14 protein-coding genes are annotated in these 12,553 nt (G+C 61.1%); 5 read left to right on the forward strand and 9 right to left on the reverse strand.

From position 1 onward, the window contains the following. Positions 1 to 28: 28 nt before the first annotated feature. Positions 29 to 3,142, reverse strand: coding sequence for a bifunctional diguanylate cyclase/phosphodiesterase (locus tag ACP7BZ_RS00255; protein ID WP_426109638.1), 3,114 nt, complete (start codon positions 3,140 to 3,142; stop codon positions 29 to 31). Positions 3,143 to 3,381: 239 nt separating this feature from the next. On the opposite strand from ACP7BZ_RS00255, the gene ACP7BZ_RS00260 reads away from it, so the two are divergent. Beyond that, positions 3,382 to 3,888, forward strand: a complete 507-nt coding sequence (locus ACP7BZ_RS00260; RefSeq protein ID WP_426109639.1) for a DUF1993 domain-containing protein — start codon at positions 3,382 to 3,384, stop codon at positions 3,886 to 3,888. A 56-nt stretch (positions 3,889 to 3,944) separates the two neighbouring features. Here ACP7BZ_RS00260 and ACP7BZ_RS00265 read toward each other — a convergent pair whose 3' ends face one another. The 3 genes from ACP7BZ_RS00265 to ACP7BZ_RS00275 all read right to left on the reverse strand — a co-directional run bounded on the left by ACP7BZ_RS00265 (position 3,945) and on the right by ACP7BZ_RS00275 (position 4,980). After that, entirely contained in the window at positions 3,945 to 4,163 is a 219-nt protein-coding gene (locus ACP7BZ_RS00265; protein ID WP_426110481.1) for a DUF1289 domain-containing protein, read from the reverse strand. Next, a complete protein-coding gene (locus ACP7BZ_RS00270; RefSeq protein ID WP_426109640.1) occupies positions 4,163 to 4,732 on the reverse strand; it encodes a DUF1415 domain-containing protein in 570 nt (189 codons plus the stop codon). Before ACP7BZ_RS00270 ends, ACP7BZ_RS00265 begins: the two co-directional genes overlap by 1 nt. Positions 4,733 to 4,830: 98 nt before the next feature. Further along, positions 4,831 to 4,980, reverse strand: coding sequence for a hypothetical protein (locus tag ACP7BZ_RS00275; protein ID WP_426109641.1), 150 nt, complete (start codon positions 4,978 to 4,980; stop codon positions 4,831 to 4,833). 260 nt (positions 4,981 to 5,240) lie between these two features. Here ACP7BZ_RS00275 and ACP7BZ_RS00280 point away from each other — a divergent pair, with 260 nt between their 5' ends. The 3 genes from ACP7BZ_RS00280 to ACP7BZ_RS00290 all read left to right on the forward strand — a co-directional run bounded on the left by ACP7BZ_RS00280 (position 5,241) and on the right by ACP7BZ_RS00290 (position 8,756). Next, positions 5,241 to 6,590, forward strand: coding sequence for a transglycosylase SLT domain-containing protein (locus ACP7BZ_RS00280; RefSeq protein ID WP_426109642.1), 1,350 nt, complete (start codon positions 5,241 to 5,243; stop codon positions 6,588 to 6,590). Positions 6,591 to 6,985: 395 nt separating this feature from the next. Then, complete coding sequence (locus tag ACP7BZ_RS00285; protein ID WP_426109643.1) at positions 6,986 to 8,383, forward strand: DEAD/DEAH box helicase; 1,398 nt, start codon at positions 6,986 to 6,988, stop codon at positions 8,381 to 8,383. Positions 8,384 to 8,507: 124 nt separating this feature from the next. Next, positions 8,508 to 8,756, forward strand: a complete 249-nt coding sequence (locus ACP7BZ_RS00290) for a DUF3297 family protein (protein WP_426109644.1) — start codon at positions 8,508 to 8,510, stop codon at positions 8,754 to 8,756. Positions 8,757 to 8,770: 14 nt separating this feature from the next. Here ACP7BZ_RS00290 and ACP7BZ_RS00295 read toward each other — a convergent pair whose 3' ends face one another. The 4 genes from ACP7BZ_RS00295 to ACP7BZ_RS00310 form a co-directional block, all read right to left on the reverse strand. Further along, positions 8,771 to 9,727: an IS1595 family transposase gene (locus tag ACP7BZ_RS00295; RefSeq protein ID WP_426109645.1), complete on the reverse strand. Its 957-nt coding sequence runs from the start codon at positions 9,725 to 9,727 to the stop codon at positions 8,771 to 8,773. Positions 9,728 to 9,948: 221 nt separating this feature from the next. Continuing rightward, positions 9,949 to 10,128, reverse strand: a complete 180-nt coding sequence (locus ACP7BZ_RS00300) for a hypothetical protein (protein WP_426109646.1) — start codon at positions 10,126 to 10,128, stop codon at positions 9,949 to 9,951. A gap of 171 nt (positions 10,129 to 10,299) precedes the next feature. Further along, a complete protein-coding gene (locus ACP7BZ_RS00305) occupies positions 10,300 to 10,533 on the reverse strand; it encodes a hypothetical protein (protein WP_426109647.1) in 234 nt (77 codons plus the stop codon). Between the two features lie 53 nt (positions 10,534 to 10,586). Then, positions 10,587 to 10,904, reverse strand: coding sequence for a hypothetical protein (locus ACP7BZ_RS00310; protein ID WP_426109648.1), 318 nt, complete (start codon positions 10,902 to 10,904; stop codon positions 10,587 to 10,589). Positions 10,905 to 11,045: 141 nt separating this feature from the next. On the opposite strand from ACP7BZ_RS00310, the gene ACP7BZ_RS00315 reads away from it, so the two are divergent. Continuing rightward, a complete protein-coding gene (locus ACP7BZ_RS00315; protein WP_426109649.1) occupies positions 11,046 to 12,209 on the forward strand; it encodes an SLC13 family permease in 1,164 nt (387 codons plus the stop codon). Between the two features lie 28 nt (positions 12,210 to 12,237). On the opposite strand, the gene ACP7BZ_RS00320 is transcribed toward ACP7BZ_RS00315, so the two are convergent. Next, positions 12,238 to 12,459: a hypothetical protein gene (locus ACP7BZ_RS00320; RefSeq protein ID WP_426109650.1), complete on the reverse strand. Its 222-nt coding sequence runs from the start codon at positions 12,457 to 12,459 to the stop codon at positions 12,238 to 12,240. Positions 12,460 to 12,553 lie beyond the last annotated feature (94 nt).

Below are 12,553 nucleotides of genomic sequence, written 5' to 3' on the forward strand. Positions count from 1 at the left end.
CGTTGCGGTGCTTGCCGGAACAGCGCCCTCACGCCGCGACCTGCCAGCGCTTCAGCAGTTCTTCGGGCAGGCCGGGACGGGCGAAATAAAACCCCTGGGCGTGGCGGCAGCCGTGGCGCTGCAGGAAAGCGACTTGCTGCTCGGTCTCGACGCCCTCGGCGATGACCGACAGGTTGAGGCTTTTGGCGAGTTGAATGATGGCGATGGTGATGGCTCCGTCGTTGCTGTCGTTGGCAATGTCCTTGATGAAGCTGCGGTCGATTTTCAGCGTCTGCACCGGCAACTGTTGCAAGTATGCCAGCGATGAATAACCCGTGCCAAAATCATCGATGGCCAGGCCAACGCCGAGCGCACGCAGGTCGTTCACGAACGCCAGCACGTCGGCCGTATTCATGATCAGCGACTCCGTCACTTCCAGTTGCAGTCGCTGCGGCGCCAGCCCCGTTTCGCGCAGGATGTCGGCTACCATGCCGACGATGCTGCCGCGCTCGAACTGGCGCACCGACAGGTTGACCGCCATCTTCGGCACCACCAGCCCGGCCTGTTCCCAGCGCACCATCTGGCGGCACGCTTGTTCCAGCACCCATTTGCCCAGCGGGTTGATGAAACCGGTATCCTCGGCGACGGCGATGAAGCGGGTCGGCGGCACCAGTCCCAGCTCCGGATTTTGCCAGCGCACCAGCGCCTCGACCCCGGTCAGGCGCCCGCTGGCCATGTCCACCTGCGGCTGGTAGTTGAGGAAGATTTCATTTTTTTCGATGGCGCGGCGCAGCAGCGCTTCCAGGCGCAGCCGCTCGACGCCCTCGCCCGACATCGACGGCGCATAAAACTGGTAGTTGTTGCGGCCGCGCGCCTTGGCCTGGTACATGGCGACGTCGGCATTGCGGATCAACAGATCGGCGTCGACGGCGTCGCCCGGATAGACGCCGATGCCAACGCTGCCGGTGACGAACAGCTCGTAGCTGGCGACGCAGAACGGTTGTTCGAACATCGCCACCAGCTTGGCGGCGACGCTGGCGGCGCCCATCGCATCGACATTCTCGAGCAGCACGACGAATTCGTCGCCGCCCAGGCGCGCCAGGGTGTCGCCATCGCGCAGCTGGGCCGCCAGCGCGCCGGCGACCAGCTTGAGCAGGGCGTCGCCGACCTGGTGGCCCAGCGTGTCATTGACGTTCTTGAAGCGGTCGAGGTCAATGAACAGGATCGCCAGTTGCTGGTGTTCGCATGCGCTGCGCTGCAGCGCGTGTTCGAGACGGTCGTGGAACAGCAGGCGGTTCGGCAAGGCCGTCAAGGGATCATGGTGGGCCATGTGATCGAGCTTGTCCTGTGACTGCCGCACCGAAGTGATGTCGCTGAAGACGGCGACGAAGTGGGTGACCGCGCCGGCCGTATCGAGCACCGCCGACACCGTCAGCGACTCGAGGTAGGCATCGCCATTTTTGCGCACATTCCAGATGTCGCCGCAGCCGTAGCCGGTGGCGGCCAGGTCTTCCCACAGATGATGGTAGAACACCTTGTCGTAACGGCCCAGGCGCGACAGGCTCGACGGTAAACCGATCACCTCGGCCTCGGTGTAGCCGGTAATTTGCGTGAAGCCCCGGTTGACGGCGACGATGTTGCCCTCGGTGTCGGTGACCATGACGCCATCGGCGATGTGTTCGAGCACGGTGGCCGACAGCCGCAAGGTTTCTTCGGCCAGCTTGCGCTCGGTGATGTCGGCGAACACCCAGATGCTGCCTTCGTGGGGCCGCAGGGGGTCGACCGCGAAGCCGCTGACCAGGCACCAGAACATGGCGCCGTCGCGGCGCCGGTACTGGCGCTCCTCGCTGACATACTTGCCTTCGGCCAGCACGGCATACTGGCTGTTGCCGGCACCGGCGAAACCTTCATCGGAGGGGAACATCAAGGCGGTCGAGCCGCCCGCCATGCTGTCGTTGGCATAGCCGAACAGCTCTTCGCAGCGGCGGTTGACCGATACCACGCGGCGGTGGCGCACGAACATCACGCCGAACATGACGTTGTCGAGGATTGCGCTCTGCTCGGCCAGCAAGCCTTCGATCCGCATTTCATTGTGTTTTCGTTCACTGATGTCGGCCACGATGCCGTCCACCCAGACGTCACCTTCGCTGCTTTGCGGCTGGCCATTTTCCGCCACCCAGCGTTCCACCCCGGTGGCATCGATGATGCGGTATTCGATCGCATAGGCCTGGCTTGATGCGAGCGCGGCGGCAATGGCGCGGCGCTGCATGCGACGGTCTTGAGCGGCGATGATATTGCTCCACTGGTCGGTCGAGCCGCCGATCAGCTGCGCCGCCGGATAGCCACTGATCTCTTCGATGGTGTCGCTCAAGAACTCGATGACGCCATTCGGGCGATAACGGAATACCGCGCCCGGCATCTGGTTGACGATGGTGCGAAAGCGTTCTTCGCGCTGGCCGATATCGTCGAACAGGTTGCGGATCGCCACCCGCATCTGTTCCATCTGTGAACCGAGCCGGCCCAGCTCATCTTCACCGAGCGGCGCCAGCGGCTGGTCGAACTCGCCGCGCCCCAGGCGATCGGAAAATTGCATCAGGCTGCGCAGCGGCCGGATCAGCCGTTGATTGAGGAACAGCACGATCAGCAGCAGCGAAATGCCAATCTGGCTGGCCAGCATCAGCGCATAGCTGGACTGTTTGCTGTGCAATTCCTGCTGGCTGCGGGCATCGTCCATCTCGACGCTCACCTTGCCGATGCGCTCGCCGCGCACAATGATGTCGCGGCTGCTCGTCAACACCGTGCCAGTCGCTTCGCGCGTCGAGCGCACCAGCACGAAAGCGCTGTCATTCTGGCCGGTGACGCGAATGGTCAGTACCGAGGGGTCGCGCATGACGGCTTCGCCCAGCGACCTGGCCGACTCGGCATTCATATTCCACAGCGATTCCTGCATGCCGAGGGCAAGAATGTCGGTGTTGCGCACCAGCGCCTCGTTGAGGGCGGCGCGTGCCGCTTTCTGTTCCTGCACGCCGATCGACAGGTAGCTGCCGACCACGGCCGGCAGCACCAGACCGCCCGCCACCACGAGCAGCATGGCGCCATAAATGGACAAGCCATACAGCTTGCCCAGCCGGACGCCGAGTCGGAAATGGGCCTTAATGGCCATGCATGAACCAAAGCATCATCGCGTCGCCTGCGGGCGCCATCCTTGATCTGATCTGTACCAGCAATTTTATGGGGACACAACACTTGCTACCCGGAATTATCACGCAATTTAGCTTGTTAGTCACCAAAACATTAAGCTCGCAGCAGATTGACGACACAGTCTCAGGAGCCGGGCAAGCAGAAACGTGCGGCCCTTGCTATGATCGCCGCACTTTATTTAATGAAAGTTCAGAGGATCCCATGTCATTTTCCATGTATAACGCGTCGACGCCCGTGTTCAAGCAGATTCTTGGCAGCCTGTCGGCCATCATCGACAAGGCGCAAGCGCACGCCACCGAGAAAAAAATCGACGCCGACGCCCTGTTGCAGGCACGCCTGTTCCCCGATATGTTCCCGTTCGCCCGCCAGGTGCAGATCGCCTGCGATTTCGCCAAGGGCGCCGCGGCGCGCCTGGGCGGTGTCGAGGTTCCCAAGTATGACGACACGGAAACGAGTTTTGCAGACCTGCAGGAACGCATCGCCAAGACCCTGGCCTTCATCGCCAGCGTGCCGCAGGACGGCATCGAAGCGTCGGCCGCGCGCGACATCACCACCGGCAGCGGCGACAAGGCCAAGCAGTGGAAAGGCCAGACTTACCTGGTCCATTACGCCCTGCCACAGTTCTATTTCCATGCCACCACTGCCTACAACATCTTGCGCCACAATGGCGTCGAGATTGGCAAGAAGGATTTTGTCGGCAGTTTTTAAGCCGTGGTCATGACAGTGTCGCCAGCGGCGGCGCTGTCGTGTCAGCGCTGACGACCTTATTTATTGCGGCGCGGATAGCCCTGCGCGAGGATGCGCTGCCACACCAGTTCCTTGTCGGCGCCGTTCATCGACACCCAGTGCGCCACTTCGGCCACCGTCCGGCCACAGCCGCGGCAAACGTCATCGAAGGTGGTCGAGCAAACCGCCACGCACGGCGTGTCGGGACGCTCGGGCAACGCTGCTGCGTCGGCCTGCGGCTGCGCTGGTGCGGCCATCACTGTATGGCTCCCACACCAAGTTTATCCCAGCCATCGTGGCCCAGCTTTTCCATCGTCTCGATATTTTTTTCGAAAATCGCTTCGGCCTCAGGAAACGCTTCGACGGCACGGTCGATGCTTTCTTCGCGCAGCAGCTGCAACACCGGGTACGGTGAACGGTTGGTGTAATTTTCGATATCGTTGACATCGGTATCGGCAAACTGATAATCCGGATGAAAGCTGGCGATCTGCAACTCACCGTCGAGCTGCAAGTCTTCGATGGCCGCATCGGCCACATCGAGAAACTCGTTGAAGTCGAGGAAATCGGTGAGGATCCACGGGTGGATCAGCAAGGTGGTGTCGACCTGCTCCGCATCGGTGTCCGCCAACGATTGCAATTCATTCATCAGCTGTTCCAGCAAGGCTTCCGGTGTGGTGGCGTTCGACACCACATAGCGGATCTGCCGCTTGACCTGCACGGCCTTGGCAAACGGACAAAGATTGAGTCCAATCACGGCGCGCTCGACCCAGCGTTCGACGGCGGCAATGATGTGGTCGTCATCGAGATGGGGGTTGGTTTTGCTCATGGAACACTTTCAGAAGAAGCAGGCGCGGCGCCCGCGCAAAGGCAAATTGTACGGCAGGTCGGCGCGGGGCGTGCCGGCGGCCGATCGACGCTAGCGGGTCAGGCGCCAAGCAGCCCCAGTTCAGCGCGCAGATCGGCGCCGGCCAGGATGCTGCGGCTCAAGGTCAGCCGGTTGACTAACACGACAGTGGTATTGTTCCGGCGCGCCTGCGCTGGCATGGCTGCTGTGGATCCGGCGGGGCTGAACATCAACCACAGTCGCTCTGCCGTTTCACCTATACCCCCCCGGGTATGTAATTAATCAAATGTATTTTAAGATGGCGAAATGGCATGGTCGCCGTCATACTCCCTGCACCCCTGATATTCAAGGGTGTTTTACCAGGGCCTTGACCTTGTCAAAGTATTTGGTAACTGAACGGTACAAACGCTTGACTCAGCGGAGAAGTGGTCCGTACACTCGGCACTTATTCATCGTCAGTCCAGGGTAGCGGACGCCACAATGGAAGCACATGCAAACATTTACCCGTAATATCGTTTCGCTGGCCGCGCTGCTGCTGGTCCTCTGCCCTGCCGTGTCGCAGGCCAATGACCTCGCCATCGCTTCACTGCCAGCGGTGACCGCAGGGGCGAGCCGTCTGCCGCCGGCGGCTGCGGCCGCCTTCAAGGTCGACGATTTCAAGGAAGCCGATCTGTGGGGCCGCATTCGCACCGGCTACGCCATTCCCGACATCAATAACGAACTCGTTGCCAAGCATGTCAACTGGTACGCCAGCCGTCCCGATTACATCGCCCGCACTTCGGCACGGGCGTCGCGCTACCTGTTCCACGTCGTCACCGAACTGGAAAAGCGCGGCATGCCGACCGAACTGGCGCTGCTGCCCATCATCGAGTCAGCCTTTAATCCACAAGCGCTGTCGAGCGCCAACGCGGCCGGCATGTGGCAATTTGTACCGGGCACGGGCAAAGATTTCAACCTCAAGCAAAACCTGTTCAAGGATGAGCGCCGCGGCGTCCTGGCATCGACCGATGCCGCCTTGAGCTATCTGCAAAAACTGTATGGTATGTTTGGCGACTGGCAACTGGCGCTGGCGGCTTACAACTGGGGCGAAGGCAACGTTCAAAAAGCGATCAAGAAAAACCAGTCGCTGGGCAAGCCCACTGACTTCGAAAGCCTGGCCGAGCTGATGCCGGCCGAAACGCGCAACTATGTGCCGAAGTTGCAGGCGGTGAAAAACATCATCGCCAATCCAGCCCAGTACAACGTCAGCCTGCCGCCGATCAGCAATGAAGCGTATTTCACTGCGGTCGACAAGACCAGCGACATCGATTTGACCGTTGCCGCCCAGCTGGCCGAAATGTCGATCGAAGAATTCAAGGCGCTTAATCCGCAGTTCAACCGCCCTGTCATTACCGGCAATGAACAAACCAAGATCCTGCTGCCAAAAGAAAACGCCGAAAAGTTCAGCGCCAACCTGGCCAACTGGGGTCAGGCCCTGTCGAGTTGGACCACGCACAAGATTTCCGGCGCCCGTGAAAGCATCAGCAGCCTGGCTTCGCGCTTTCGCACCACCCCGGAAGTGCTGCGCCAGGCCAACAATATCCCCCCATCGAGCCAGTTGAAGGCGGGATCGACCATCCTGGTGCCCAAGCTGTCGACCTCGGCCAACGGCGACATTGCCGACCAGGTGGTCGACAATGCGGTGGTGTCCTTCGAAGCAGAACGCAGCAACCGGCGTGCTGCCAGCCATCCGCTGACGCGCACGCAAAAACTCAAGGCACGCGCTGCCGAAGCGGTCGCCGTCATCAAGAGCCGCGTCAGTGGCAAGGCTGACAAGCAGGCCCGCAACAGCGACGGTTGACAAGCCCAGTGTGCATCGTGAAGGCGGCAGCGCGCCGCCTCCAGCCATTGAAACGCCATTTGATGCTATTTGCGTGCATCTAGTCGTGCATACTCAGTCAAACTACTGTATAGTATTGGGTGTGCTCTGCGATAAATCGTGCGTTTGCCTTCAGGGCCAGCGTCACTGCAGCGCCAAGCACTACCCTTAGCAGCTTCGCAAGCCAGGGCAAATCACTGAATTGCCCTCAATAAAGCCCTCCCGCCTTGTGTGTCGCACCTGACACCGTCCCGGCGCAAAGCTTTTGTGCCGAAATTTCTTTCATTTCTGAGTCATTTCGTTTGTTGGTTGGCGTTGCTATGTTGCGCCCCGAGCATGAGCTCGGGCGCTGATATATATCGAAAGAAAAGAAAACAATGAGTTTTGAAGCATTAGGCCTCCACGCGTCCATCGTTCAAGCAGTCACCGAAGCCGGTTACACGGTGCCTACCCCCGTCCAGGAACAAGCTGTTCCTGCTGCCATCGCTGGCCGTGACCTGCTGGTGTCGTCGCAAACCGGTTCGGGCAAGACCGCCGCGTTCATGCTGCCAGCCCTGCACAAATTCGCCGTTGCCGAGCAATCGCCAGCCGCCAAAACCGCTGCCCAGGAAGCGCAATCGGCGCGCGCCCGTGGCGAGCGTCCCCGTTTCAAGGCAGCCCAGCCAAAAATGCTGGTGCTGACCCCGACCCGCGAACTGGCCCTGCAAGTGACCGCCGCAACGGAAAAATACGGCACCCAGATTCGCCGCATCAAGGCCGTCTCCATCCTCGGCGGCATGCCTTATCCAAAGCAGATGCAACTGCTGGCGCGCAATCCTGAAATCATCGTCGCCACCCCAGGTCGTCTGATCGACCACATGGAATCGGGCAAGATCGATTTCTCGCAGCTTGAAATCCTGGTGCTCGACGAAGCCGACCGCATGCTTGACATGGGTTTCATCGACGACATCGAAAAAATCATCGCCGCCACCCCGGCTGGTCGTCAAACCATGCTGTTTTCGGCCACCCTCGACGGTATGGTCGGCAATATGGCGCGCCGCATCACCACCGATCCGATGGTCGTGCAAATCACCAGCTCGCAGTCGCGTCATGACAACATCACTCAGCGCGTCCACTTTGTCGACGATCTGTCGCACAAGAATCGCCTGCTCGACCACCTGCTGCGCGACGACACGCTTGACCAGGCTGTGGTGTTCACCGCCACCAAGCGCGACGCCGACACCATCGCTGACCGCCTGAACATCGCCGGCTTTTCCGCTGCTGCGCTGCACGGTGACATGCACCAGGGCGCGCGTAACCGCACCCTCGACAGCCTGCGCCGCGGCCAGGTCAAGGTGCTCGTTGCCACCGACGTCGCTGCGCGCGGTATCGATGTGCCGAACATCACCCACGTGTTCAACTACGATTTGCCGAAGTTCCCGGAAGACTACGTCCACCGCATCGGCCGTACCGGTCGCGCTGGTCGTAACGGCCAGGCGATTTCGCTGGTCAATCACGCCGAAGGCATGAACGTCAAGCGCATCGAACGCTTCACCAAGCAGCTGATCCCGGTCAGCGCCATCGAAGGCTTCGAGCCAAAGCGCAGCGCCTCGGCACCGCGCTCGGCCGCTCGCCCAGGCAGCTGGAAACCGGGCGACAACCGCTCGGCAGCGGCCAAGCCAGGTCAGCGCACGTTCAGCAAGCCAAATGCACCGCGCAGCGGTGAAGGCGGCGGCTACAAGGGTTCGGCCCCGCGTGCCGCTGACGGTGCCCGCCGCGCTTACGGCGACCGCTAATCGTCTGGTGCGCCGTGCGCACCACCGATCTCTGTAAAGAAAGGCTGCCCCGGCAGCCTTTCTTTTTGCCCGTGGCCGAAGGCGCCGTTGTTCGTCCCGCCCACTTGATGGATAATACGCACCCATGAACGATACCTCCACCCTGCCCCCCTTGCCTGACCGGCTCTCCATCGATCCGAGCAGCCCTTTCCACGACGCCAAAGTGTTCGAGCACGACATTGGCATCCGTTTCAACGACAAGGAACGCAGCGATGTCGATGAATATTGCCTGAGCGAAGGCTGGATCAAAGTCACCGCCGGCAAGACGCTTGACCGCAAGGGCAAGCCCATGCTGCTCAAATTAAAAGGCAAGGTCGAAGCGTTTTACAAATAAAGGCGCTTTACCCGTTACCGGAAAACCCCCAGCGCCGCTCTGAGGAAGCTTTCAGCGCCGTTGATGCGGTTGCCGTCAATGGCCCAGCGCCACCCCAGGTAATTGGCCAGATAGCGGGTGGCGACGCCATTGAAATGGCTTAGCCAGCCCTTGAAACGGCTGTGATAACCATTGACGTTTTGCACATGAATAGTGCCATCGACGCGGATTTTTCGTTTGAGATTGACGGCGCGGTGGGCAATGCCGGCGTCACGGGTAAACCGGCGGTAGACCGGATTGCCGTCGCTGACCAGCAGGGCATCGCTCTGCAGTGTTGGCAGCAAATGGCGCTGCAGACTGGCTGCCTTTAAGGCGCCACGGCCGCCGATAAAATCAATGGTATTGCCGGCGCGGTCGCGCGCCACCACGATATTGAGCTGTTCGGCCGAAATGCCGCGCCGGCTGGCAGCAGCGCCGCGCCGGCGCGCAGGTCGTGTTAACTGCTTCGCGCCCTTTTGCGACTCGAATAAAAACGTCTCGTCAACTTCGACGATGCCCTGCAGGCTGCGCGGCCGGTCAAATTTCACCCAGTCGAGAAAGCGGTGGCGCCACCTCAAACTGGTGTTTGCATGCACGCCCACTTTATCGGCCGCCCGCTGCACGGTACACGCCGGATCGCGCAAACAATCAAAATAACTGAGCCAGCGATCTTTATGGCGCAGGCGCGCCAGCGGGGTGCCGGTCAAACTATTAAAGCTGCGCCTGCATTGGCGGCAGCGATAGCGTTGCAAGCCATTGGCGCTGCCGTCGCGATACAGCCTGGTGTTCTGGCAGCGCGGACACTGTAGGCGGTCCTGGCCGGCCTGCTCGATCAGGGCGCAGGTGCGTTCGCCGAAAATCGAGTGGGCCATCTCCAGGCACACTTCCTCGCGCTCGTGCAGGTGCAATGCTCGCAGGCGATGCAACAATCGTTCGAACGCGGCGCGGTCCATGTCACTCCCCTGATCAATGGTCGAGTAACTTGGAGTCGCGCGCGAGAATGAAGTTCAACCGGTGTCCCGACTTTACGGGTAAAGCGCCCAAATAAAACTGTTGGCCCAGTGACATGCAAAACGGCTACCGCGGTAGCCGTTTTTTAAGCAAGTAGGGGACAGGCACCGTCGGTGCCTGTCCCCTACTTGCTTACCCGTCCGCCAACAGCATTTGGCACGGATTACTTGAAGCGCTTGACGGTCGACGAAAACACCGTCTCGCGCGCATCTTTCATCCGCTGATCATCGTCACCGAGGTAATTTTTTGCCTCCTGGTTGATCGCATGTTCTTGCCGCTCGCGCTCGACTTCGCGCTCGATTCGGCCGCTGGCCAGGGCCTTGGGGGTGGTAAAACTTGGCATGGTGATCTCGCTGTGGGTGCCCTGCGGCGACTAAAAAAACAGCAGCGCGCGCCATGGGGCGGCGCACTGCCAGCTGCCGCCAGCATGCCGTATTCACCGCGCCCGGTAAGTGGGCTGGCACACCAAACTAGGAAAATTCCGAGAAATAGCAGCCACCTGGACAGGCGCCGCTCAGGTCCGTTTGAATGCCTTGAGCCGTTGCCCCATGATGCCCCAGGTGCAATCGGCGCCATCCTGGCGGCCGCACAGGGCCCAGCCGGTGCCGATTTTTTCGACCGTGATGGGTATTTCCAGTTCTTTGGACAGCTTTTCCGCCCACAGGCTGGCAGCGCCCTGCCCTTTGAACAGTTCCTGGTCCTGAAAAATCACGGTGGCATCAAAAATGGGGGCGGCAAAAATTGTCATGGTAGCGGCTACGGTAAATAATAAAACGACATGGTAACGGAAATGGGCGGCGCTTAACGGGCCAGCATGCCCAATTCCGCCATGCATGCAACAGCGGTATCGGCCACCGCCTGGCCACCCTGCTGAAAATCGATGGCAACCCGACTGATGCAGGTCTGTACCTGGCGCGCTTTCGGACGCAGGGCGATCGGATCATGCAAGTTCAAGATGCGCTCGACCAGATCGCTGGCAGTGGCGAAACGGTTGGCCTCGCTCGCCAGATTCCAGGCGCGCAGGGTGGCGTTGTGCAGGTCGCCACCAGGCCCCTGCCGTGCCCAAGCGCTGGCGCTAATACACGAACACAGCAGCATTACGGGAAATAACAGGCGCATGGCAGTCGCTCCGGCAAGGATCAAGCGTCCAGCGTAGCGAAGACGCCGCCGCCGGTCTTGGGCCGACACAAACACGCTCGCGCGTGCACAATCGCGCAACAACTGGCACAGTAGCGCCCTGATCCAGCATTTGCGCCCACCATGCCCCCCGTTCCAGCAACCTCCACCACCGCGCATCTGCCTTCCACTACGCTTCTCGGCACGCTGTGGCACGCCCTGTGCGCTGACCGCCTGCTGCAATTGCTGTTACTGGTGCTCGCTGCGCTGGCCATCTGGGGCAGCGCGCCGCTGGCGAGTTACCCGGCGCTGGTCGACTGGCCCACCATGGCGGTGCTCACCGGTTTGCTGGCGCTGACCAAGGGCCTCGAATTGAGTGGCGCGCTCAGCTGGCTGGGCCAGCGCCTGGTCGGCGCCATGGCCACCGAGCGGCGCGCCGCGCTGCTGCTGGTGCTGGCCTGCGCGCTGCTGTCGACCGTGCTGACCAACGACGTCGCCCTGTTCGTCATCGTCCCGCTCACATTGGGCGTGTGCCGCCTGACGGCAATGCCGCCAGCGCGCCTGGTGGTGTTCGAGGCGCTGGCCGCCAATGCCGGCTCCGCCCTGACGCCCATCGGCAATCCACAAAACCTGTTTCTGTGGCAGTTATCCCGGGTGTCGTTCGGCCAGTTCGTGTGGCATATGCTGCCGCTGGCCGCCCTGCTCACGCTGGCCCTGCTGGCACTGACGGCACTGACGTTCAAGCCGCGCCCGCTGACAATCAGCGCGGGCGCCCCGCACGTCAAGCTCGAGCACCGCCTGCTGTGGGTGGCACTGGCCCTGTACGTGCCCTTGTTGCTGGCCGCCGACCTGCACCAGGCCGGCTGGGCGCTGCTGGCAGTACTGGCGATCCTGGCGCTGCTGCGGCCCGCCGTGCTGGCGCAACTCGACTGGGGCTTGCTGCTGGTCTTTATGTTGATGTTTGTCGACCTGCGGCTGCTCGCCGGCTTGCCCGCGGTACAGGCGGCAATCGCCCAGCTCGGTCTGGGTGAACCGGGGCGGCTGTATGTCGCCGCCATCGGTGCGTCGCAATTGATCAGCAATGTGCCGGCTGCCATTGCGCTGGCGGCCTATACAAACGACTGGAAGGTGCTCAGCTACGCGGTCAGCGTGGGAGGCTTCGGTTCGGCGCTGGGATCGCTGGCCAACCTGATCGCACTGCGCATGCTCAAGGATGGCCGCGCGTGGACGCTGTTTCATCTGTACGCCGTGCCATTTCTGCTGCTGGCAACGGGAATCGGCTACGCCCTGCTGTTTTCGCCGGCGTAGCCACGGTGCAACTTGTTACAGCTAGTTATTAATTTTGCTGCGCCTGCGGGGGCCGACGGGCAGGCTGCTGACGTGCTTCGTCATCGGCAATGTCGTCGCGGCTCAGTGGCACGAACGGCCCCTGCACAGTGCGCCGCGCCAGCCGTTCGCCATCGGGCGAATTGAACATCTTGATGAAGCGATAGGCCAGATACAACACGGCTGGCCCCCACAAAATCAATACCATTAATACAATCAAACCCTTTTCCATGCCATTGTCTCCCAATGTAGTTATTATTTCGGAAAGGTGCCGGGTCGATTGTATCGACGTCTTTTGCGGGCGTCTATCGAATTAGCGAATGGCC

The sequence above is a fragment of the Massilia sp. PWRC2 genome (genome assembly GCF_049896725.1).
In the GTDB taxonomy this organism is placed as follows: domain Bacteria; phylum Pseudomonadota; class Gammaproteobacteria; order Burkholderiales; family Burkholderiaceae_D; genus JAFCUW01.